This is a genomic window from Sciscionella sediminilitoris, assembly GCF_000737195.2.
In the GTDB taxonomy this organism is placed as follows: Bacteria; Actinomycetota; Actinomycetes; order Mycobacteriales; family Pseudonocardiaceae; genus Sciscionella; species Sciscionella sediminilitoris.
Window position 1 is genome coordinate 291,854 of record NZ_JALM01000009.1, and the last position, 22,188, is coordinate 314,041.

Genomic DNA, 22,188 nt, shown 5'->3' on the forward strand with positions numbered 1-22,188 from the left:
TTACCGCTGCCGCGATAATCGTCTTGTTCCCCGGACGCGGCGCTCGTAGCTTCGCTTATCGTGACAACGACGCCACTCGGCACGCGGTCGGCGGCACCGCCCGCGGCCCGCCGTGAACTGCTCGCCGCGACCGCCGGCGCCCTCGTCGAAGGGTATGACTGGGGGATCTACAGCACCCTCGCGGTCTACTATTCGGTGCAGGTGTTCCCCGGCCAGAGCCCGACCGCGAAGCTGTTGCTCGCCTTCGCCAGCTTCGCGGCCGGATTCCTGATGCGGCCCTTCGGCAGTGCGCTGTTCGGGCGGATCTCGGACACCAAGGGCCGCCGGTTCGCGCTCACCCTCGGCATGGCGGTCGCCTCGCTGGCCCTGCTGTTCATCGCGGTCGTGCCCACCTATGCCGCCATCGGCGCGGCCAGCCCGATCATCGTGGTGCTCGCCCGGCTCGTGCAGGGCCTCGCCATGGGCGGGGAGAAGGCCATCGCGGCCACCTATGTGGTGGAAACCGCCCCGCCGCGGCGCCGGTTCACCTACGCCGCGATCGCCTACTGCGGGGATGTGCTCAGCGGCATCGTCGGCTTCGGCACCACCGCGCTGTTGCTCGCGATCTTCGGCAGCGAAGGAATGACGAACGGTGCCTGGCGCATCTCATTCGGCTTCGGCGCCCTGCTGGGGATCACCGCGCTCTGGATCCGGTCCAGCGCCAAGGAAAGCGCGGTGTTCCTGGCGCACCGGAACAGTGCGCGGGAACCCCGGACCAGGGCACTGCTCCGGGCGAACGCACGGTCGGTGTGCGCGGTCTTCCTGCTGGTGATCGGCGGGACCACGAGCTACTACTTCGGCGTGACCTATCTTCCGCAGTACGCCTGGCGTGATCTCGGGGTGCTCAGCGATACGGCCGCCGATGCGTACATCAACATCGCCTTCGTGGCCATGTTCGCCGCGATGCTGGTCAGTGGCAGGCTCGCGGACCGGTTCGGGCCGCTGCGGGTCACCAGGGCGGGAATCATCGCGGTCGCGGTGTGCACGGTCCCGCTGATGCTCGCGCTGCGCACCGGGGCGCTCCCGTTCTTCGTGGTCGCCCCGCTGTACCTGATCGTCATCGCGTTCCCGATCGGGATCTCGAACGTCTTCTACTGCCAGCTCTTCCCGACCGCGATCCGGTCCATCGGCATGGGCATCCCGAACGCGGTCGCGGTCGCCGCCTTCGGGGGAACCCTGCCGATGGTGGCGACCGCGCTGGGCGAGGGCGGGAACAGCATCCTGGTGCCCTGGCTGATCACCGCGGCCGCGGTCATCGCCTTCGGTGGCTCACTGCTGGTTCCCGCCGTACACCACCGCGCGGTCACGGCTTGGCCAGAAGCTCCAGCAGCAGTGCCGCCGACCAGCTGAAGTTGGTGGCGTTGCGGCCCTGCCCGGTGACCGAGTTGTAGTTCTCCCTGATTGGTGCGTTCCCGGTGAGCCCGGCCGCATTGGTGAGCAGTTTCTCCCGCGCGGTGCGGGCATCGCCGCGGTAGCCGTAGTTCTCCAGGGCCCGGACCCCGAAGTACACCTGGTCCACCCAGGTGGTGCCGCGCCAGTAGCCGTTCGGGTCGAAGTTCGCCGAATTCCGTGCCACGGTGGGAAACGGGATCGCGGTGTCGAACTGCTGCGGATCGGTGAGGCTCTGCCGGACCCGCGCGGCCTGCCCGGGGCTCGCGATCTTCGTCCACAGTGGAGTGATCGACTCGGTTCCCTTGCCCCGCTCGACGAGCGGGCGGCGGGTGGCGAGGTCGGTGTCGTAGAAGAACCCGGTTTTCTCGTCGTACATGCGATCGCGGATCAGCTTCGCGGTCGAGTCGGCCTGCTCGGTGAGCCGGTGCGCCTGTGTTCCCTTGCCGAGTGCGCGGGCGATCTCGGCGAGATAGCGCTTGTCCGCGACCAGATAGGCGTTGAGGTCGACCGATTCCTGATTGAGCGAGTAGCCGACGACCTGGCCGTGCGCGTCCCGGTTCTTCAGCACCCGCAGCCCGGCGCTCTTGTCGAAGCGGGGCGCGTCGTCCATCCCGCTCTCCCAGGCTGCCGCTTCGACCTGAGCCTTTTCGGTGTCGTTGCGCGGATCCACGGTCGCCCCGTACTCGGCGAGCCCGTCGTGATCGTGATCCCGGTTGCGGTACCACCACTCGTGCTGGGCGAGCAGCTTCGGGAACATCTCGCGCAGGAAGGCACGGTCGTGGCTGTGCCGGAAGGTCTGCCACACCGCCCAGGCACCGAGCGGTGGCTTGGTGTTGCGCTCATTGGTGCCCTCGCTCGGTGTGGTGTACATGACCACATCGGGGAGCATGCCCGCGTCCTGGCCCCGGTCCGGGGTTTTCGCGGTGAACTGGTGCTGGTACACCGAACGCAGCACCGATTCGGCCAGCTTGGGGGCGAACCGGGAGACCCCGACCGCCTCCTTGAAGCTGTCCCACGGCCAGTAGCCCGCGGAGAAATCGCTCTCGGTCAGCGAGGGGGTGATCCCCGCATCGTGCAGGTCCCCGGCCGGACCGCGCCAGTTCGTGGTCAGCGTCTCGATCGCTTTCACCGCGGTGCGCCGCTGCGCGGGCGCGACCCCGGCGAGGCCCCGCCGCAGGTAACCGGCCCAGCGCTGATCCACCCGCGCGGCCGCGAGCGCGGGCAGCCGGGTGGCGGATCGCACCGTGTTCGCTTCCCTGTCCCGCTCGGCCTTGGTGAAGGTGTAGCTCTCGCCCCAGGACAGTCCCTGACTGCCGCCGGGAGCCAGGCGCAGCGGGGCGCGCCTGCTCGTGCGGTAGGAATCCCCATGCACCTGGGTGGAAACCGCCTCCGGATGGTGGACGCGGAACTGCTCGGTGCCACTGGTCACGAACTTCTCGGGCTTGTTCACCTTCGCGAAGTCCACCCGGACCCCATCCGGGCCGGAGTGCAGGCTCGGCGCCGAGCGCATCGGTTCCCTGTCCGGGCGCAACAGCTGCCCCTGCCAGGAGACACCGAGGGTGCGCGGCCGCGGCGAGTGGTTCCGCACCCGCACCCGCACCATCGCGGTGCGATCGGAGACGAAGCGCAGATCGAGATCGAGTTCCAGGCCGGGCAACCGATAGGTCTGGCCGAGGTGACCGGGGTAGGAGTGCACGCTCGGGGCGGGGAGCGGGATCGTGCGCCCGCGCTCATCGGTGAGCGCGATCTTGCTGAACGCCTTGCTCAGGTACCAGGGGCCTTGCTGGGCCAGGTAGAACGGACCGGTGAACCCGCCATAAGCGGATGTATCGCCCTTCGCGGGCAAGGCGTACGCGTGCCAGGCCCCGGCATCGGAGAACACGTTGACCGGGTTCGCCGGCGGAACCTGCGCGCTCTGTGGTGTTCCCTGCCGGTCCAGCACATCCGCGAAACCGGGCGATGGGGACGGCCGCGCGCTCGCGGGGACGGTTCCGAGACAGGTCGCGCCGACCACGGCAGCGGCGAGCAGGGCGATGAACCTGCGCACTCCAGCACCTCCTCATGCGGCATCCCTTGCCACATCGGGAATGACGATAATCGGCGGCTCCCGATGCGATCATCCGCCCCCGCTCGCCGAGCATCGAGGGTTTCGATGCTCGGCATGCAGACCGTGCACGAGTACTGCGCGGACCGCCCGGTTCGGGCAGGCTTCGCCGCGATCCGGCAATGTGGCAGGAAGGGGCTGGCCATGCGGCGAGCGCTGGTGATCGTGGTGGTACTTGCCGCCGCGCTCACGGCATGCGGGCGCTCGGATTCGAGCCCGGGCGGCGGAAACTATGCCCGAGTCAATGCGGCGCACACCGCGCGGGAACTGCTCCCCGAGCGCTACCGCGAGGACGGCGTGCTCAAGGTGGTGACCTCGGTCGGGTACCCGCCGATGGAGATGTACGCGCCCGGAACGACGCGACTGACCGGAGTGGACCCCGATCTGGCGCACGCCATCGCCGGGGAACTGGGGCTGCGCCTCGAACTGTCCAATGCGGCCTTCGACGGGATCGTGCCCGGGGTGCAGGGGCAGCGCTGGGATCTCGCGCTCAGCTCGCTCAGCGATTCGGCCAAGCGCCGGGCCGCGGTGGACTTCGTGGACTATTTCCGTGCGGGCGGGGTGATCCTGGTACGCAAGGGAAATCCGGAACACATCCGGGATCTCGGTGATCTGTGCGGCAAATCCGTCGTACTGGCGCAGGGATCCTCGAATCTGAAGATCGGCCAGGAGCAGAACGCGCGCTGCCGGGACGGGATGCGGATCTCGCAGAGCGTGGACGCGCCGAGCGGGCTGCTCACCATCGACTCCGGAAGGACGGTCGCGACCATCGTGGATTATCCGGCGGGCATCGACTACGCGAAAACCGGGAAATACGAACTGATCGGCGGCCAGCACGCGGCCGGGCTGTGGGGAATCGCGGTGAGCAAACACAACGACGAACTGCGCGATGCGGTGCAGAAGGCACTCGGCGCACTGATCGCCGACGGCCGGTACGCCACGATCCTGCGCCGTTACGGGGTCGAGGCGAACGCGATCCACGCGCCGAAGGTGAACACCAAATGAGCGCGGCCGAGGAACTGCCGATCAACGCGAAACACCCGCCCCGGCCCGGGCGCTGGATCGCCGCCGTGCTCGCCGGTTTCGTGCTGGTCTGGCTGGCCTACACGATCATCGTGAACCCGAACCTGCACTGGGACATCGTGGCGGACCAGCAGTTCGATCACCGGATCCTCGCCGGGCTCGGGGTCACCATCGCGCTGGCGGTGATCTCGATGGTCGTCGGGATCGTGCTCGGGGTGCTGGTCGCGGTGATGCAGCTGTCCGCGAATCCGGTGCTCCGCGCCGCGGCCGGGCTCTACACCTGGTTCTTCCGCGGCACCCCGCTGCTGGTGCAGCTGATCTTCTGGTTCAACCTCGCGCTGATCTTTCCCACGGTCGGGATCGGTGTCCCCTTCGGCGGGCCGCAGCTCGTGGAATGGCAGACCAATGCGCTGATCACCCCGTTCGTGGCGGGGCTGCTCGGGCTGACCATCAACGAGGGCGCCTATATGGCCGAGATCGTGCGCGCCGGGATCTCCTCGGTCGCGCACGGGCAGCGCGAAGCCGCCGAGGCGCTGGGCATGCCGAACCGCGCGGTGCTGCGCAGGGTGGTGCTCCCGCAGGCGATGCGGGTGATCATCCCGCCGACCGGGAATCAGTTCATCTCCATGCTCAAGACGACCTCGATGGTCTCGGTGATCGCCGGGGCCGATCTGCTCACCGTCGCCCAGCACATCTATCTGGACAACTTCGAGGTGATCGCCCTGCTGATCGTGGCCTCGATCTGGTATCTGGTGCTGACCACGATCGCCAGCATCGGGCAGCACTTCATCGAGAAACGGTTCAACCGCGGGCAGATCTCGCTGCGCAGGCGCCTCGGCCGTGATCTGCTCCCGGTGGTGCGGAGGAGGAAATCGTGACACCGATGGTGCGGATCTCGAAGGTACGCAAGCGATTCGGGCACCTCGAGGTACTCAAGGGGATCGACCTGGATGTGGCGCGCAACAGCGTGGTGTGCGTCATCGGCCCCTCCGGTTCGGGGAAATCCACCCTGCTGCGCTGTGTGAACCGGCTGGAGACCATCGATTCCGGGCGGATCAGGGTGGACGGCGAACTGATCGGGTACACCGAGCACCCCGACGGTCTGCGGGTGCTCGGCGAGAAGCAGTTGTGTCGTCAGCGCGCCGCGATCGGCATGGTGTTCCAGGGCTTTCACCTGTTCGGCAACCGCACCGCGCTGGAGAACGTCATCGAGGGACCCGTTACGGTGCAAGGGAAACCGCGCGCCGAGGCGATCGAGCAGGCCCGGGAGCTGCTGGAGCGGGTGGGGCTGGCCGACCGCGCGGAGCACTATCCCGCGCAACTGTCCGGCGGCCAGCAGCAGCGGGTGGCGATCGCGCGAAGCCTCGCCATGCGCCCGAAAGTGATGTTGTTCGACGAACCGACGAGCGCGCTCGACCCGGAACTGGTCGCCGAGGTGCTCGCGGTGATGCGGGATCTGGCCCGGGAGGGGATGACGATGATGGTGGTGACCCACGAGATGCGCTTCGCCAGAGATGCCGGCGATCACCTCGTGTTCATGGACGACGGGGTGATCGTGGAACAGGGCGATCCGCGCACGGTGCTCGAACAGCCGCGTGAGGCACGGACGAGGGCCTTCCTCGGGCAGGTGGGGTGATGCGGCTGGATCTGTTGCTGCGCGGTGGTTTGCTCGTGGACGGCACCGGGGAACCGGCCCGCGAGGCGGATCTCGGGGTGCGCGCGGGGCGGTTGTGTTTCCCCGGCCCCGGCGCGGAGGCCGAACGGGTGCTGGATGTTCCCGGCCTGGCCGTGGCACCCGGTTTCATCGACGCGCACACCCATTCCGATGGGGTGAACCTGCTCGATCCGGCAGCGCCCGAACTCACGCTCGCCCCGGTGCGCCAGGGCGTGACCACCGAGATCTGCGGCAACTGCGGATTCGGCATGTTCCCCGCGGGCGGTCCGGCCGCCGGGCAGATGCGCGCGCAGGCGCGGGTGGAATTCGGCGGGGATGTGGGCGTGTTCGCCGATTTCCCGGCCTTCGCGGAGGGACACGCGCGCGTTCCGCGCAGCACCAACCTGAGTTCGCTGGTCGGGCACGGCACGCTGCGCGCGAGCGTGCTCGGCTACGCCGACCGGGCAGCGGAAGCCGATGAGCTCGACCGGATGCGTGCCGCACTGGACGCGGCACTGCGCGCCGGAGCTGCCGGGCTGTCCACCGGGCTGATCTACCCGCCGGGTACCTACGCGGACACCGCGGAGGTGGTCGCGCTGGCCGAAATCGCCGCGCGGCACGGAAAACCGTACGTGACCCATATGCGGGACGAGATGTCCCAGGTGGAGACCGCGCTCGCGGAGGCGGTGGAGATCGCCGAACGAAGCGGCGCCGCACTGCACGTCTCGCATCACAAGACAGCGGGGAAATACGCCTGGGGCCGCACCGGGAAAACCCTGCCGCTGTTGGACGAACTGCGCGCGGGCGGACTGGATGTGAGCTGCGATGTGTACCCGTACACCGCGGGAAGCACCCGGCTGGCGGCGATGCTTCCGCCGTGGGCCAGCGAAGGGGGAACGGCGGCACTGATCGAACGCCTCGGTGATCCGGCGCAGTTGGACCGGATGCGGGCGGACATCGAGAACGGGGTCCCCGGCTGGGAGAACACCGTGGGAAACGGTGGCTGGGACCGGGTGGACATCGCCTGCGCGCCGAGTGAACCCGGCATCGAGGGCGCCAGTCTCGCCGAACTCGCCGCGCAGCGGGGCAGCGATCCGCTTTCCGTCGCTGCGGGCCTGCTGCGCGCCGACGGCGGGGCGGTGATGGTGATCAGTCATTCCATGCGCGAGGACGATGTGCGGCGGGTGCTGGCCAGTCCGCTGTCGGTGATCGGCTCGGACGGGGTTCCCAAACCCGGTCACCCGCACCCGCGACTCGCCGGGACCTTTCCCCGGGTGCTCGGGCACTATCACCGTGAACTCGGGTTGTTCTCCCTGGAAACGGCCGTGCACAAGATGACAGGGGCCACCGCGGCGCGGTTCGGGCTCACCGGAAGGGGAGTGCTCACCGAAGGGGCGCACGCGGACCTCGTGGTGTTCGATCCGGAGACCATCATCGACCGGGCGAGTTACACCGATCCGCTGCTCGCCCCGGACGGCGTGCGGCACGTACTGGTCGGCGGAACCGAGGTGCTGCGCGCGGGAACCGACACCGGAGCGCGGCCGGGAAAGGTGCTCGCGAGTAGATGAGCGAAGCTTGCGAGCGAATAGTGGAAATGATGCGCCATAAGGGATTGGACACTGCCTCGCGGAGCGAGGCCACCGCATGAGCACCGAATTCGACAGACTGGACACGGCGGTGCGCGCCATCGAACGGCGCGGACCGGAAACCCTCGCGGTCGCGGTGCACGCGCCCGGCGAAGGCCGGTACGGGCACCACGAACGCACCGAGCTTCCACTGGCTAGCGCGGGCAAACTCGCCCTGCTCGCCGAACTGGGCAGGGCGCTCGAACAGGGTGAGCTGACCGAATCCACGCCGGTGCCGATCGAACCCGGGGACCGCTGCGGGGGTACCGGGCTGCTGCAGCACCTCGCCGCGGGCAGTTACAGCCTCGGCGATCTCGCCCTGTTCACCGCATCGGTGAGCGACAACATTGCCACCAACGCGCTGCTGCGGGTGCTCGGCATCGAGGCGGTGAACCGGACCGCGGACCGGCTCGGGCTCACCGCGACCAGGTTGCTGGACCGGATCCGGGATGTGCGTGGGCCGGGGACCGCGCCGACGTTCGCGCTCGGTACCGCGGCCGATCTGGCGCTGCTGGCCGCGCGGGTGGCCGAGAACGGTTTCCCCGGAGCGGCGCGGGTGCTGCGCTGGATGCGCACGAACACCGATCACGACCTCGTTCCCGCCCTGTTGCCGCACGATCCCTACCAGGAGCGGCCGTCCCCGGGCATCATCTGGATCGCGAACAAGACCGGGACCGATGACGGAGTGCGCGCCGATGTCGGCGTGATGCACAGCGCCAATCGCATCGCCTATGCGGTGCTCGCGGTCGGGGAACCGGGCACCGAACCGGGACTGGTGGCCTCGGCACGCCAGGCCGGGCTCGCGATCGCCAGGCACGCCGCGGGCTGGGTGGGCTGACGCAGCGCCGATGCAACGCCGGTACAGGGCCGAGACACAGTACGGCGCCGCAACGGAATCCCGTTGCGGCGCCGTACTACAGGACCGAGAACGCGCTTACTTGGTCTCGAGCTTCTGCCCGGGGAACAAGGTGTTGGCGTTGCTGAGCGTGTCCTTGTTGAGCTTGTAGAGCTGCGCCCAGCCGCCCTTGACGCCCTTCTCCGTGGCGATCTTGGAGAGGGTGTCGCCCGGGGCGACGGTGTAGTCGCCGTGCCCGGTCTTGACGGTGGCCGTGCTGCTCGTCTTGGCCTTGCTCGAGCTGGAGCTCGAGTGGCTGGAGGCGGAGCTGTACTTCTTGCTGCTGCTGTAGGAGGAGCTGTGGCTGCTCTTGTAGCTCGAGGAGGAGCTGGAGCTGCTCGAGGAGCTGCCGCCCTTGCTGCCGCAGTTCGGCCAGGCACCCATGCCCTGGGAAGCCTTCACGTTCTCGGCAACCCGGATCTGCTCGGAACGCGAGGCGCTCTGCGGGCTTCCGGAGCCGCCGTTGGCGCGCCAGGTGCTCGGGGTGAACTGCAGGCCGCCGGAGAACCCGTTGCCGGTGTTGGTGCTCCAGTTGCCGCCGCTCTCGCACTGCGCGACCGCGTCCCAGTTGGTCGCGCTCGCCGGAACCGAGGTGGCGAGTGCCGGGATGCCGATGACGGCCGCGGCGACGCCGATCTTGGCGATGTGCTTGACCACGGAGGACTGCTTGCGGTGAGTAGACATATTCTGCTCATTCATCTACCGCGCCATCGAGCGCTTCGTCTCGCCCTGCCCGGTAGCGGCCAATCGGTCGGGGTTTATTCCGAGTGTCCATCGGGCAGGGGTGGCGCTTGGACACTCGGGGTCGTATCCGCTGCTCGCGGACCGACCAGAAGCGACGGTACGCAACGAATCGGTAAACGAAAGGGGTCCGGCCATGTAACCGTCGTCACGGTAACGGTGAAACGGATGACGCGATTGGCACATTTATCCTGGTCATAGAAAGATAATCGAGTAGTTACCGTTTCGAGATTTGATATCGCTTGCGAGACCCGTATCACAGGGTATCGCGCCCGTTCAGGGCAGTACCCGCTCCAGGGAGTCGCGCATCGCGGCCGCGCTGGCTCGCAGGTGCGCGGTGAACGGGCGCAATGCGGGGTTCGGGTTCGTCGGCCGCACCGCCACTCCGACCGTGCGCTGCAGCCCCCGGTTCTCGATCGCACAGGTGTGCACCCCGGCCGCGTCCTGCATGCCGAGGCAGGGCACGACAGCGACCCCGAGACCGGCGCGTACGAGTCCGATGGTGACGTCGTAGTAGTCGCTTCGGCAGCGGATCCGCGGGGTGAATCCGGCGACCGCGCAGGCGCGTTCGAACACCGAGACCGAGGTGTCCGCCCCGAAAGTGGTGATCCACGCTTCCCCGGACAGTTCGGAAAGCCGTACCTTCGCCCGGCCCGCGACCCGGTGCCCTTGCGGGACCACGAGCATCTGCGGCTCGGTGAGCAATGGGGTCACCTCGACCGAATCGGGCAGGTGCCGGGGTTCCAGCGCGTGCTCGAAGACCACGAGCGCATCGAGGGTTCCGCCGGCCAGTTCGGGGAGGAGCTCGTGCGGCTGGCCGAGGCGCAGGTCCAGTTCCACCCCCGGATGTCGTTCGCTGAACCGGGAAAGGGCGAGCGGGACCAGCCGGTAGCCCGCCGAGCCGAAGAACCCGATGCGCAGCCGCCCCTGGTCCACCCGCGCCTGCACGCGCAGGTCCTGTTCGGCCGAGGCGACCAGATCGAGCACTTCCTGGGCACGCCTGGCGAGCTGGGCGCCCGCCTCGGTGAACCGCAATCGCTGCGCGCCGCGTTCGACGAGGCCGACACCCGTTTCCTGCTCGAGTTTCGCCAGCTGGTGCGAAACCGCGGACGGGGAGAGTCCCAGTTCGCGCGCCGCGCCCGCGATGCTGCCCGCGCGGAACACCTCGAGCAGGACCCGCAACCGCACATTGCTCAACATCGCCGGATTATGACTCAGAAACGCAGCGCGGCCAGCCGTTCACGGTCCTGTACCACCCGCGGACCCGTTTCCGGGTCGAGCGACACCTTCGGCGCGTGCGGCCGTCCGTTGTAGGTGGTCTCCAGCGCCGAGGAGTAGGCACCGGCCATGCCGATGAGCACCAGATCGCCCCGGTGCAGCGCGGGCAGTTCGTAGTGCCCGATCCGGTCGGCGGATTCGCAGACCGGGCCGTGCAGCTCGGTGGGGAGTACGGGTGCGTCCGGCGCGGTGAGTGCGTGCACCGGATGCCGGGCGCCGTAGAGGGCGGGCCGGATGAGTTCGGTCATCCCGGTGTCCAGCACGACCTGTTGTGTGCCGCCGAGATCGCGCACGTGCAGCACCGAGGCGAGCAGTGCTCCGGCCTCGGCGACCAAGGCCCTTCCCGGTTCGATGGCGCACCGCGCGGGCAGCTCGTGTTCCGTGAGCACGGCGGCGAAATCCGCGGCCGACGGGCCGGGGCCGGATGGGGTGCCCAGGACCGGGAAACCGCCGCCGAAATCCACCGTGTCCGCCCCGGAATGCTTGGTCCGTACCAGATCGAGCGCCTCCAGCGCGGCGTGCGCGCCGTTCCGCCACGCGGTCACCTCGCCGAGCTGCGAGCCCACGTGCACGTGCACCCCGCGCACCCGGATTCCGGTGCCCGCGAACGGATCCGTGTCGAGCAGGGTGCGCAATTCCGCCCCGCGCAGGCCGAATTTGCTCTCCGCGCTGCCGACCGCGAGCCCGGCATGGGTTTCCGGGCGCACCGCGGGATTGATCCGCAGCAGCACATCCAGGGGGACCGGCCCGCACAGTTGCGCGAACCGGCGCGCCTCGTCCAGAGTTTCCAGGCTCACCCAGCGCAGCGGATCCCCGTCCCTGGCCGCCGCGATGGCCGCGCGCAGTTCGGCATCGGTCTTGCCGATGCCCTCCATGGTGGTCTCCGCGTTCGGTACCCCGGCTCGGCGCGCGGCCTCCCATTCCCCGAGTGAGACCACGTTCGCGCCCCAGCCCCTGGCGTGCAGCCGGGAAACGACCTCGGGGAGCGGATTCGCCTTGAGCGAGTACGAACGGATCCAGTGCTCGCCGAACGCCTGGGTGGCGCTATCGGCCGCGGCGTCGATGGCGGCCGGGTCGAGTACGTAGGCCGGGGTGCCGACGGCCTCGGCGAGCTGCGGGTACGGCGAGTGATCCGGGGCTACGCTGGCCACCGGCAGAACAGAGGACGTCACGAGAGAGACTGTATCACTTCATGCAGAAATCCGGCGATAACGAAGATCCTGTTACAAGTGAATCAGGCGTGTTCGAGGAAATCCGCGCCCGGCTCGGTGAGTTCTCCCCTGCCGAGAAGCGGGTGGCGATCGCGCTGCTGGACAACGCGGAGACCTTCGGGCTGACCTCGTCGGGAGAACTCGCCCGCGCGATCGGGGTGACCGCGCCGACCGTGATCCGGTTCGTGCGCAGGCTCGGTCACCAGACCTACGCCGAGTTCCAGGAAGTGTTGCGGGGAACGATATCCGGGCGGATCGCCTCGCCCGCCGAGATGTATCAGCGCTACACCCCGAGCGGGCAGGGCGATCCGGGGCAGCGGCTGCGTACCTATGCCGGGGAGCTGAGCGAGGCCGTCGCGAGCACCCTCGCCGGTCTGCCCGAGCGGCAGTACGAGGCCGCGATCGAACTGCTCGCCGACCGCAAGCGGCGGGTGTACGCGGTCGGCGGCTGGTTCAGCGATCTGCTCGCGCAGGCGTTCATCGCGCTGCTGCAACAGGTTCGCAAGGACACCAGGCACATCGAGCCCGATCCGCGCACCAGGGTCGGCATGCTCGTGGATCTCAAGGCCAGCGATGTGCTGTGCGTGTTCGACTACGCCCGGCACGAGGGCATGACCCGCCAGCTCGCCGCGGATGCCAAGCAGCGGGGCTGCAAGCTGATCCTGTTCAGTGATGTGCCGCTGTCGCCGGTGGCTCAGCTCGCCGATGTGGTGCTGCCCTCGCGAAGCGCGGTGCCGACCGCCGTCGAATCGATCATTCCCGCCATGGCCGTGGTGGACGCACTGGTCTCCGGGGTGCTCGAGCGCTCGCCGGATGTACAGGCCCGGATGCGCGAATTCACCGAGACGAGCGCGCACCTCGTCGAGGGCTGGACGAGTTAGGGCGCGTCTGACAATCCCGTAGCCTGCTGCGCGGGGCCAGCGCGGCGCCTCGCTGCGTTGTCGTCAATCACCGCAGAAACCTACTGCGGCTCAATCCTCCGCCTTGCGATGCATCCACGCTGCCTCCCGCTCGCGACGGCAGAGGATCATCAGACACACCCTAGCCGGTGAGCCCGCGCAGCACGGTGTCGTGGAAGCCGATCATGCAGGAGGTCAGCTCCTCGATGTCTTCGGGATCGTCCGGTTCCTGTTCGTGCAGCCAATCGGCGAGGATGTCGAACAGGCCGCCGATCAGCCCGATCGTGACCACCCGGGTCCGGTGCTTGTCGAGTTCCACCCCGGCCCGCTGCCATGCGGCCTCCACGAGGATGGCGGCGTTGCGGCGGTTCTTCCGGCGTTCCCGTTCCACCGCGGTCGAGATCGCCGCCGATTCGCCGAAGGCCACCTTGAGTACCCGCACATCGCCGACGAGGCCGCGGGTGAACGTGGCGATCAGCTCCGGTAGTGCCAACCGGTCCGCGGCCATGGTCTCCAGTCCGGCGCGCACCTGCTCGAAGAGGTTCGCCGTGACATGGCGGAACAGGTCGAGGTAACAAGCCTCCTTGTTCTCGAAAAGCTCGTAGAACCCTTTGGTGCCGACATAGGCGCGCTGGCAGATCTCCTCGATCGAGGTGCCGTAGTAGCCCTGGTCCGCGAACAGTTCGAGTGCCGCCGCCCGCAGGTCGGTGTGCCGTTGTGCCCTTCGCTGCTCGGCATCCCGCCCGCGCACCGTGCGCGTGTTCCGCTTGGTCGTGCTCATCTCACCGATCCTAGAGATTGCCCCTCCTCCGTGCGGGGCAATAAGAAAAAGAGCTCTTGTTCATAACATGACATCGTGTTCTACTGGCCCGACCCAGTCAGCGCGAACAAAGGAGTCCGCGATGCTTGCTCGTCTCGCACGTCTCGGTGCCGTCCTGGTGCTGTGCCTCGCAGCGGTCCTCGCCGGCACGGTTTCGGCGGACGCGGCACAACAGTCCGGGCCGCGTTCCTCGGGATGGAACGACAACGACTGCAAACCCAGTGCCGAACACCCGGAACCGGTCATCCTCGTGCACGGCATGTTCGCCAATGACCGGGTCAATTTCGCCACGATCGCGCCCGCGCTCTCCAGTGCCGGGTACTGCGTGTTCTCCACGACCTACGGGGCTGGACCGCTCGGCCCGTTCATCGGCGGACTCGATCCGCTCGCGGGCAGTGCCGGGGCGCTCGGTCAGTACGTGGACCGGATCCGGGAACAGACCGGTGCCGAGAAGGTCGACCTGGTCGGCCACTCGGAGGGGAGCACCGTCCCCGCCTACTACATGAAAATGCTCGGTGGCGCGGCCAAGGTGAAGCGCTACGTCGGGTTCGGTGCCAACTACCGGGGGACCACGCTGCACGGGCTCGGCACGCTCGCCAAGAAGCTCGGTATCGACAAACCGCTCGCGGACATCGGTTGCGGTGCCTGCTACGACTTCCTTCCCGGTTCGCGGTTCCTGGCGGATCTCGGCAAGGGCGGGATCGCGGTCCCCGGGCCGACGTACACCAATATCGTCAGCAAGATCGACGAGGTGGTCACGCCGTACACCAGCGGCCTGATCGACGCACCCAACAGCACCAATGTGGTGCTGCAGGACCGGTGTCCGAGCGATGCGGCCGGACATATCGGGCAGGCGATCGATCCGAACGTGCTCGACGAGATCAAGCGATCCCTGGATCCGGCACACGCCGGTCCGCCGAAGTGCACGCCGTTCCCCGGGTTCGGCATCTGAGGCCGACCGCGCACCACGACTGAAGCGGAGGATCCTCCAGTTCTGCTAACCTGAGTAGAGCGGAGGATCCTCCGCTTCGTCTGTGGTCAGGAGAGTGCGGAGATGGACAGTCCAGGTGGAACGGCGCTGCTCGCCGGTCGGCGGGTGGCCCGGGTCGGGTTCGGCGCGATGCAGCTGGGTGCGCAGGACGCCGAGGTACTGCACAAGGCGGTGGACCACGGGGTGAACCACATCGACACCGCCGAGTTCTACGGCGATGGTGCGGTCAACGCGCTGATCCGCACGGCATTGCATCCGTATCCCGAGGATCTGGTGCTGGTGAGCAAGGTCGGTGCGGAACATCGCGGTGATCTCGTTTCGGCGCAGAAGCCGGAGCAGTTGCGCGCGGGCGTGGAGGCCAACCTCGCCAGTCTGGGCATCGAGCAGTTGCCCGTGGTGAATCTGCGCCGGATGGATGTGTGGCCCGGCGTGGTCGCCGAGGGGGATCAGCGGGTGGACATCGAGGACCAGCTCGCCGAACTCATCGCCCTGCGCACGGAGGGGAAGATCGGCGCGATCGGGCTCAGTGCCGTGGACGCCGAACGGCTGCGCGCCGCCCTTCCGGCCGGAATCGCCTGCGTGCAGAACGCGCACAGTCTGCTGTACCGGGAGAGCGCCGAACTACTGCGGATCTGCCGGGAGAACGAAATCCCGTGGGTGCCGTTCTTCCCGCTCGGCTCCGCGTTTCCCGGTCAGCCGAAGGTCACCGAGCATCCCGAGGTGCGGGCTGTGGCCACCGAACTCGGCGCGACCCCGGCGCAGATCGCCCTCGCCTGGCTGCTCGCCGAGTACGAGAACACCCTGCTCATCCCGGGCACCGCGAACCCCGCACACCTGGAGGCGAATCTGGCTGCCGGGAAGATCCGGCTGGACGCGGCCACCTTCGCGCGCCTGGACGGGCTCGACTAGCGCATCATCGGATGCGTGGCGAGCGGGGTGACCTCGATGTCTGCGTAGGGAAAGACCGGCAGCTCGGCGAGCACCGTGGCGAGCGTGTCGGCATCGGGGGTGGACCAGATGCCGACATTGCCGCGGCGCCCGGGAACGCGCCAGAACCGTTGGATCGTGCCGTCCGCGAGCAGCTCACGGCCACGGGCGCGTTCCCGCTCGATCAGGTCGGCGCGCTCCTTCTCGGGCAACTCGTAGGCGCGCGAGGCATCGACGCGGACCAGGAACTCCATGCGGACTCCTCCTTCGATATTCGACGAACATCGAAGGAGTCTACGCTTCCGTTGCGGGCACCACCGAGATGAGCACCTTCCCGACGAAGCCCTGCTCCAGTGCGGCGTGCGCGGCCGGGGCCTCGGTGAGCTCGTAGCGTCCGAGCGGCAGCCCGTGCTCGGTGCCGACGCCCATGACCCCGTCCGCGACGGCGGCGGTGACCGCGGCGAGCGCGTCCTCCTTCGCGGCGGTGTCGACCGTGTAGGTGTAGGTGAAGCCCAGCCGGGCGTTCTTGACGAGCAGCTCCAGCGAGGGGATCGGGAGCAGTTCATCCGGCCGGAAGGTGTAGACGTTGATGCTGCCGCCGTTCGCGAGCACCGCGGTGTCCGTGGCGAGATTGGCCGCGAGATCCACCTCGACGATGCGGTGCACGCCATCGGGGGCGAGCTCGGCGATGCGCGCGGGCACATCCTCGGCGCGGTAGTCGATCACGTGGTGGGCCCCGGCGGCCGCGGCGAGCCGGGCCTTGTCCTTGCTGCTGACCGTGCTGAGCACGTGCGCGCCCGCCCACCTGGCCAGCTGGATCGCGGCGTGCCCGACCGCGCCCGCCCCGCCGTGCACCAGGACCGTGGTCCCGGCCAGCACGCCGGGGGCGAGCCGGTGCGTCCCCGAGGTGAGCGCGTGGTGCGCGGTCAGCGCGGGAATGCCGAGTGAGGCGCCGAGTTCGAAGCTCGCCCCGTCCGGCAGCGGAATCACGTGTTCCGCGGGCAGGACGACGTACTCCGCCGCGGTGCCCGCCGGCCTGCCGAACGCCGCATCCCAGAGCCACACCCGCTGCCCGGCTTCGAATCCGGTCACATCCGCGGCGATCGCGTCCACCACGCCCGCACCGTCCTGATGGGGGATCTGCTCGGCGAACTTCATCCCCGAGGACTGGCCGCTGCGGCTGCGCAGGTCGGTGGGGTTCACCCCGGACACGTGTACCCGTACCCGGACATGGCCCGCGGGCACATCCGGAACGGGCCGTTCGGCGAGCCGGAGTACTTCGGGACCGCCCGTGCGTTCGTGGACGACCGCGCGCATGAAACACCTCTTCCGTCAGGGGGGGGCAACGGAAGAGGTAACTCAGCGTGTACCGGTTTCATTCCTCGCCAGCCCGGCGATGGCCTGCTCGATCCCCTTTCGGTCATAACCGTTGGTGGGCATGGTCGCCGCGTGCGCGTGGCGGACGATCCCGCTCCGGTCGATCAGCAGGCTCCCGGACTGCTGGAGGGTGCCGAACACCTTCTTCGGCAGCCCGACCGCCTCGTGCGGGGTGCCGCGCCTTCCGGTGACCACGGGGAACGGTGGCTTGCGTTTCGCCCGCCAGGCACCGGCTTCGGTACGGCCCTCGGGCACCACGAGCAGGACGCGCACGCCCGCGGCGCTCAGCTCGTCCGCGCGCCCGGCGAGGTCCTTGACGTGCCGGTTGCATACCGGGCAGGTGGTCGAGCGCAGGAAGTAGAGCAGCACGTTCTCGGTGCCCTGGAAGTCGGTGAGGTGTACAGGTTTTCCTTCGGTGTTCTCGAGTTCGAGGGCCGGGGCGGTGGATCCGGTTTCCAGCACGGGTTTCTCCTTCGTCAGTCGTGGTGTGGCAGGCCCGGGTCCTGCAGTCGTTCCCGCACCGCGGCCCGTGCGCGGTGCAGCCGGGATTTCATCGCGGGCGTGCTCAGTCCGAGTGCGGCGGCGACCGCGTGGCCCGGATAGCCCTGGACGTCCCGCATGATCAGCACGCGGCGCTGTTCGGCGGGCAGCTCGGCGACCGCGGCGGCCACCCGCTGTGCCTCCAGCCGGTGCAGGACGTCCTCCTCCGCCGACATGCGGGTTTCCGGGCCGGAAAGCTCCTCGGCGCGCCATGCCCGGCGCGCCCGGCGCAGGCATTCGTTGCGCACGATCCGGAACATCCACGAGGCGAGCGCACCGGTCGCGCGCAGCGAGCCGATCTTGCGGTACAGGATGATCAGCGCTTCCTGCGCGGAATCCTCCGCGTCCTCGGGGGATGCGCACAGCGTGCGCGCGAACCGGTGCACGTGCGGATGCGAGCCCGAAACCAGGGTGCTGATAGCGGCGGGGTCCCCGTCCTGCGCGGCGGCGATCAGCGATTCCCTCGGCCAGCCCGGTTCGGCCATGGCGTGCACCTCCTCTCTCCTTCAGTGCCGGTGTGTTCCGGCCCCTATAAGAGTCCGCGCGGGGGAGAAAGGATTCAGCTCAGTTCCCGGTTCAGGGTGGTCGGAGTGGCCAGCAGGGCCCTGATGTGCGCGAAGAAGGCTTCGCCGTCCACATCCTCGATCACCGTGGCATTGGGTTCCATCCCGTGTACGCCCCAGGACATGGCCGCGTAACCGCGGGTGAGTTCGCCCGCCGTCTCCACGTCCACGTGGTACCGGGCGCTGCGGGTGACCAGTTCGGGATGCAGCAATACGGCCGCGGTCAGCGAATCGGGATGGGTGGTGCCGTCGATGCCCACGCTGCGATCGAATTCCAGGGTGGTGGCGCAGATCCGGTCGAAGAACCGGGAGAGCGGGGTGCCGAGCGCGGCGAGCTCGTCGAGCCTGGGCTGATCGAACACCGCGCGTTCCAGGGTGAGCGGGGCCCAGGGCACGACCACGATCTCGAATCCCGCGGCGAACACGGTCTTCGCCGCCTCGGGATCGACATAGAAATTGAACTCGGCGGCCGCGGTGATGTTGCCGCGACCGTTGTTGGATCCGCCCATCACGTACAGGGTCCGGACATTGCCCGCGAATTCCGGATCCTTGATCGCCGCGGTGGCGATGTTGGTCAGCGGCCCGATCGCGAGGATCGCCAGTTCGCCCTGGTGCTCGGCGGCCAGCCGGATCAGCGCGTCCACCGCATGTTCACTGCTCGGCTCGTGCCCGCTCAGATCCATGCGCAGGCCACCGGCCCCGTCCCCGTGCACGTTCTCCGCGCCCTCCCAGGGGCGCACCAGCGGGCGGCGGCAGCCGAGGTGGATCGGGACCTCGCCGAGCCGCCCGGCCACATTGGCGGTCAGATAGGCATTGCGCACCTGGTGCTCGAACCCGACATTGCCCGCGACCATGGTCACCGCGCGCAGTTCCGCCGCCGGATCGAGCAGCCCGGTCAGCAGCGCGACACAGTCGTCCTGCGCGGTATCGGTGTCGATCACCAGCGGGGTCACGGATTCCGCCGAGCAGTACGGGCAGGATTGTTCCCCGGCGAACCGGCCGCACTCCGGGCAGACCGAGGACAGCCAGCACGCCGGGTCGCCACCTTCTTCGGTCATGACCCGAGCCTAGTGGTGCTGAGCTGCCGCTATCCACCGAACTTGTCGGCCGACCCGATCTTTGTGTTTCCCCGCGCCCGCGCACTGCGCCTAGCGTCGGTGGCACGACAACGAGAGAGGGAGAAACATGACTGAGCACACGCTTCGGGACAAGGTCGCGGTCGTCGCCGGGGGAGCGAAGAACCTCGGCGGGCTGATCAGCACCAGTTTCGCCGAGCAGGGCGCGAACCTGGTGATCCACTACCACGGGGACGCCTCGGCGGTGGACGCGGAGAAGACCGCGGAAGCCGTGCGCGCGGCGGGTTCGAAGGCCATCACGGTGCAGGGCGACCTCACCAAGGTCGGCGATGTGCGCCGGCTGTTCGACGCCGCGGTTGACGAGTTCTCCGGGGTGGATGTCGCGGTGAACACCACCGGGATGGTGCTGCGCAAGCCGATCCTGGAGACCACCGAGCAGGAGTACGACACCATGCTGGCGATCAACGCCAAGGCCGCGTACTTCTTCCTGCAGGAGGCCGGGCGCCGGATCAACGACAACGGCAAGATCATCAGCCTGGTGACCTCGCTGCTCGCCGCCTACACCGACGGCTACTCCACCTACGCGGGCGGCAAGGCCCCGCTGGAGCACTTCACCAGGGCCGCGTCCAAGGAGTTCGCCGAGCGCGGCATCTCGGTCACCAACATCGCGCCCGGACCGATGGACACGCCGTTCTTCTACCCGCAGGAAACCCCGGAACGCGTAGAATTCCACAAGTCCCAGGCGCTCGGAAACCAGCTGACCCAGATCGAGGACATCGCCGCGCTGACCAGGTTCCTCGCCACCGAGGGCTGGTGGATCACCGGGCAGACCATCTTCGCCAACGGCGGCTACACCACCCGCTGATTCCAGGGAGGGAACCATGACAGTGCAACCGAGTGAACCGACCGTACGGGCCTTCGTCGAGGCCATCAACTCCGGTGACCGTGCCGCGTTCGACGCGCTGCTGGGTGCGGGTGCCACGATGTCCGATGACGGCACCGACCGGGACCTGCGGTCCTGGGTGGACGGGGAGATCTTCGACGCGGACGGCCGGATGGATGTGGAGTCCGAATCGGACGGTGGGCTCGGCCTGATCGCCGAGTTCACGAACTCCACCTGGGGCAGCATGCGCACCCGGTGGCGGTTCACCGTCGCGGACGGGAAGATCACCCGGTTCGAGACCGGCCAGGCCTGAGCGGCCCGGCCTACCCTGGCGGACATGGGCATCGACCTACGGAAACTGGACCAGCTCGTCGCCGTGGCCGAGGAGGGCAGCTTCACCAAGGCCGCGAGCCGGCTGCATCTCTCGCAGCAGGCGTTGAGCACTTCGATCCGGTCCTTCGAACGTGAGGTCGGAGTGCCGCTGCTGGCCCGCGATCCGGGCGGGGTCACCGCCCTTCCCGCGGGGCAGGCGCTGATCGAGGACGCGCGCGTATTGCACGGACTGGTGCGCGCCGCCCTCGAACGGGCACGGCGGATCGGCCGGGAGGAGACCGAACCGCTGCGGATCGGGCACACGCCCGCGGTGACCGGGGAGGAGATCGCCGAGCTGCTCCGGTCCCGGCTCAGCGAACAGGAACTGGGCAACACCGAGGTGTTCCAGCGCTATCCAGCGCAGCTGCTCGATGAGCTGTACACCGGAAAGCTGGACATCGGTCTCTGCCGTGGCATGCCGCCACCACAAGGGATCGCGCGGGAAACGCTCGGCCACGACCGGCTCGGTGTCGCCGTCGCGGCCGAGCACCACCTGGCCGGGCGGGAGTACGTGGAGCTCGCCGAGCTGGCCGGGGAACCGATCATGGGGTGGGGGCGGCCGGGCAACTCCGGGTACACCGATTTCCTGCTCGATCAGTGCCGCCGGGCCGGATTCGAACCCCGGTACACCCGCAATCCCATCCAGGGCACCCCGCCGGTGACCGCGGTGATCGGCACCGGACACGTCGCCTTCGTCACTGCGCCACCGGGACCGGCCGCGGGCGGCAAGAGCAGGGTGCTCGAACTGCGCCCGGCACTGCACGCCCCGCTGCACGCGCTCTGGTCCCCGCACATCACCAACGAGCTACGGGACGCGTTCCTGCTCGCTCGCTGAGATTGACCAGGGCGCCGGGGTTCCCCGGACACCGGGTTCACCAGGACACCGGAAGCCGCTCGATCCCTCCGGTGAGGCGCTCATCGCGCGGGGTGAGTTCTTCGGGCCCGGCGGCGAGGGCGAGCGTGGGCAACCGGCGGAACAGCTGACCGAACACGCCGCGCAGTTCCAGCCGGGCCAGGCTCGCACCGATGCAGAAGTAGCCGCCGTGGCCGAAGCCGAGGTGCGTGTCCGCGCGCTTCGCGGGCGCGAACCGTTCCGCGTCCGCGAAGGCGCGCGGATCGCGGTCGACGAGCGCGCTGTACAGGATCACCGCCTCGCCCCGGCGGATCAGCTGCTCGCCGACCTGGATATCGGCGTGAGCGTAGCGCAGGATCCCGATTCCCCCGGACGCGTTGAGCCGCAGGATTTCCTCGACCACCTCGTCGACGGTCTCCGGATGCGCGATCAGCCGCTGCTTCGCGGCCGGGTTGCTCAGCAGCGCCAGGGTGCCGTAGCTGATCGCGTTCAGCGTGGTCTCGTGCCCCGCGAACAGCAGCCCGGCCACGATCCCGGTGAGCTGTTCCCCGGTGAGGTACTCGGGATACTCCTGCTGCGCCGCGACCAGATCGGAGATCAGATCCTCGCCCGGATCGGTTCGTTTCGCCTCCGCGATCCGGCCGACGTACTCGCGCAGCTCCGCGTAGGCGATCCCCGGATCCTGTCCGGTCAGCGTCGCCAGCCGGGTGGAGAGGTCCTTGAAGTAGTACCGGTCGGCGAACGGGACCCCGAGCAGCCGGCAGATCACGAACACCGGCAACGGCATCGAGATGTGCCGCTGCAGATCGGCCGTACCATGTTCCGCGCCGCCGGTCATCTCCTCGATCGACTCCCGCACGAGCGTGGTGATCAACGTGGCCAGGTCGTTCATTCGCCGCGCCGAGAACGCCGGGGTGAGCAGTCG

23 protein-coding genes are annotated in these 22,188 nt (G+C 68.6%); 12 read left to right on the forward strand and 11 right to left on the reverse strand.

The genetic code is table 11. The annotated features are described in order from the left end of the window. The first annotated feature begins 60 nt into the window (after window positions 1-60). Window positions 61-1,389, forward strand: coding sequence for an MFS transporter (locus AD72_RS04635; protein WP_051897920.1), 1,329 nt, complete (start codon window positions 61-63; stop codon window positions 1,387-1,389). Here AD72_RS04635 and AD72_RS04640 read toward each other — a convergent pair. After that, window positions 1,343-3,478 (reverse strand): MGH1-like glycoside hydrolase domain-containing protein, encoded by a 2,136-nt coding sequence (locus tag AD72_RS04640; protein ID WP_031465131.1) that lies wholly within the window; start codon window positions 3,476-3,478, stop codon window positions 1,343-1,345. The two genes, AD72_RS04635 and AD72_RS04640, sit on opposite strands and share 47 nt — an antisense overlap. A gap of 105 nt (window positions 3,479-3,583) precedes the next feature. Between AD72_RS04640 and AD72_RS04645 the strand changes: the two genes are divergently transcribed. The 5 genes from AD72_RS04645 to AD72_RS04665 all read left to right on the forward strand — a co-directional run bounded on the left by AD72_RS04645 (window position 3,584) and on the right by AD72_RS04665 (window position 8,675). After that, window positions 3,584-4,540 (forward strand): ABC transporter substrate-binding protein, encoded by a 957-nt coding sequence (locus tag AD72_RS04645; RefSeq protein ID WP_231644728.1) that lies wholly within the window; start codon window positions 3,584-3,586, stop codon window positions 4,538-4,540. Continuing rightward, on the forward strand, window positions 4,537-5,436 hold the full coding sequence (locus tag AD72_RS04650) for an amino acid ABC transporter permease (protein ID WP_031465133.1): 900 nt from the start codon (window positions 4,537-4,539) through the stop codon (window positions 5,434-5,436). Before AD72_RS04645 ends, AD72_RS04650 begins: the two co-directional genes overlap by 4 nt. Next, a complete protein-coding gene (locus AD72_RS04655) occupies window positions 5,433-6,194 on the forward strand; it encodes an amino acid ABC transporter ATP-binding protein (protein WP_304437777.1) in 762 nt (253 codons plus the stop codon). Before AD72_RS04650 ends, AD72_RS04655 begins: the two co-directional genes overlap by 4 nt. Further along, window positions 6,194-7,780 (forward strand): N-acyl-D-amino-acid deacylase family protein, encoded by a 1,587-nt coding sequence (locus AD72_RS04660; RefSeq protein ID WP_031465135.1) that lies wholly within the window; start codon window positions 6,194-6,196, stop codon window positions 7,778-7,780. The genes AD72_RS04655 and AD72_RS04660 overlap by 1 nt, the downstream gene beginning before the upstream one ends. A 76-nt stretch (window positions 7,781-7,856) precedes the next feature. Then, window positions 7,857-8,675: a serine hydrolase gene (locus AD72_RS04665; RefSeq protein WP_037344798.1), complete on the forward strand. Its 819-nt coding sequence runs from the start codon at window positions 7,857-7,859 to the stop codon at window positions 8,673-8,675. A 96-nt stretch (window positions 8,676-8,771) separates the two neighbouring features. Here the strand turns inward: AD72_RS04665 and AD72_RS04670 are convergent, their stop codons facing one another. The 3 genes from AD72_RS04670 to AD72_RS04680 form a co-directional block, all read right to left on the reverse strand. After that, a complete protein-coding gene (locus AD72_RS04670) occupies window positions 8,772-9,416 on the reverse strand; it encodes a LysM peptidoglycan-binding domain-containing protein (protein WP_031465137.1) in 645 nt (214 codons plus the stop codon). A 333-nt stretch (window positions 9,417-9,749) separates the two neighbouring features. Continuing rightward, on the reverse strand, window positions 9,750-10,673 hold the full coding sequence (locus AD72_RS04675; RefSeq protein ID WP_031465138.1) for a LysR family transcriptional regulator: 924 nt from the start codon (window positions 10,671-10,673) through the stop codon (window positions 9,750-9,752). Between the two features lie 14 nt (window positions 10,674-10,687). Then, entirely contained in the window at window positions 10,688-11,923 is a 1,236-nt protein-coding gene (locus tag AD72_RS04680) for a diaminopimelate decarboxylase family protein (protein ID WP_082468761.1), read from the reverse strand. Window positions 11,924-11,991: 68 nt separating this feature from the next. On the opposite strand from AD72_RS04680, the gene AD72_RS04685 reads away from it, so the two are divergent. Then, complete coding sequence (locus tag AD72_RS04685) at window positions 11,992-12,843, forward strand: MurR/RpiR family transcriptional regulator (RefSeq protein ID WP_037344799.1); 852 nt, start codon at window positions 11,992-11,994, stop codon at window positions 12,841-12,843. Between the two features lie 160 nt (window positions 12,844-13,003). Here the strand turns inward: AD72_RS04685 and AD72_RS04690 are convergent, their stop codons facing one another. After that, the gene (locus AD72_RS04690; protein ID WP_031465141.1) at window positions 13,004-13,642 is read right to left on the reverse strand and encodes a TetR/AcrR family transcriptional regulator; all 639 of its coding nucleotides are present in this window, start codon (window positions 13,640-13,642) and stop codon (window positions 13,004-13,006) included. A gap of 121 nt (window positions 13,643-13,763) precedes the next feature. Between AD72_RS04690 and AD72_RS04695 the strand changes: the two genes are divergently transcribed. Together AD72_RS04695 and AD72_RS04700 are read left to right on the forward strand one after the other, a co-directional pair. Next, the gene (locus tag AD72_RS04695) at window positions 13,764-14,633 is read left to right on the forward strand and encodes a lipase family alpha/beta hydrolase (protein ID WP_031465142.1); all 870 of its coding nucleotides are present in this window, start codon (window positions 13,764-13,766) and stop codon (window positions 14,631-14,633) included. 102 nt (window positions 14,634-14,735) lie between these two features. Then, window positions 14,736-15,581, forward strand: coding sequence for an aldo/keto reductase (locus AD72_RS04700; protein ID WP_031465143.1), 846 nt, complete (start codon window positions 14,736-14,738; stop codon window positions 15,579-15,581). On the opposite strand, the gene AD72_RS04705 is transcribed toward AD72_RS04700, so the two are convergent. The 5 genes from AD72_RS04705 to AD72_RS04725 form a co-directional block, all read right to left on the reverse strand. Then, window positions 15,578-15,853 carry a muconolactone Delta-isomerase gene (locus tag AD72_RS04705; RefSeq protein WP_031465144.1) on the reverse strand — a complete coding sequence of 92 codons (276 nt, stop codon included), beginning with the start codon at window positions 15,851-15,853 and terminating at the stop codon, window positions 15,578-15,580. The two genes, AD72_RS04700 and AD72_RS04705, sit on opposite strands and share 4 nt — an antisense overlap. Before the next feature lie 40 nt (window positions 15,854-15,893). After that, complete coding sequence (locus AD72_RS04710) at window positions 15,894-16,916, reverse strand: NADPH:quinone reductase (RefSeq protein ID WP_031465145.1); 1,023 nt, start codon at window positions 16,914-16,916, stop codon at window positions 15,894-15,896. Between the two features lie 42 nt (window positions 16,917-16,958). Further along, complete coding sequence (locus tag AD72_RS04715; RefSeq protein WP_031465146.1) at window positions 16,959-17,438, reverse strand: peroxiredoxin family protein; 480 nt, start codon at window positions 17,436-17,438, stop codon at window positions 16,959-16,961. A gap of 14 nt (window positions 17,439-17,452) precedes the next feature. Next, window positions 17,453-18,001, reverse strand: coding sequence for an RNA polymerase sigma factor (locus AD72_RS04720; protein WP_031465147.1), 549 nt, complete (start codon window positions 17,999-18,001; stop codon window positions 17,453-17,455). A gap of 74 nt (window positions 18,002-18,075) precedes the next feature. Continuing rightward, entirely contained in the window at window positions 18,076-19,137 is a 1,062-nt protein-coding gene (locus AD72_RS04725) for a nucleoside hydrolase (protein WP_197284873.1), read from the reverse strand. A gap of 127 nt (window positions 19,138-19,264) precedes the next feature. On the opposite strand from AD72_RS04725, the gene AD72_RS04730 reads away from it, so the two are divergent. Genes AD72_RS04730 through AD72_RS04740 form a run of 3 tightly spaced genes read left to right on the forward strand, consistent with a single transcriptional unit; the run spans window position 19,265 to window position 21,245 of the window. Next, window positions 19,265-20,020 carry an SDR family oxidoreductase gene (locus AD72_RS04730; RefSeq protein WP_031465149.1) on the forward strand — a complete coding sequence of 252 codons (756 nt, stop codon included), beginning with the start codon at window positions 19,265-19,267 and terminating at the stop codon, window positions 20,018-20,020. 16 nt (window positions 20,021-20,036) lie between these two features. Further along, on the forward strand, window positions 20,037-20,351 hold the full coding sequence (locus AD72_RS04735) for a nuclear transport factor 2 family protein (protein WP_031465150.1): 315 nt from the start codon (window positions 20,037-20,039) through the stop codon (window positions 20,349-20,351). Between the two features lie 24 nt (window positions 20,352-20,375). Beyond that, the gene (locus tag AD72_RS04740; protein ID WP_031465151.1) at window positions 20,376-21,245 is read left to right on the forward strand and encodes a LysR family transcriptional regulator; all 870 of its coding nucleotides are present in this window, start codon (window positions 20,376-20,378) and stop codon (window positions 21,243-21,245) included. A 37-nt stretch (window positions 21,246-21,282) separates the two neighbouring features. Here the strand turns inward: AD72_RS04740 and AD72_RS04745 are convergent. Further along, window positions 21,283-22,188 (reverse strand): cytochrome P450 (locus AD72_RS04745; protein ID WP_031465152.1); only part of this gene is annotated, 906 nt, incomplete at its 5' end.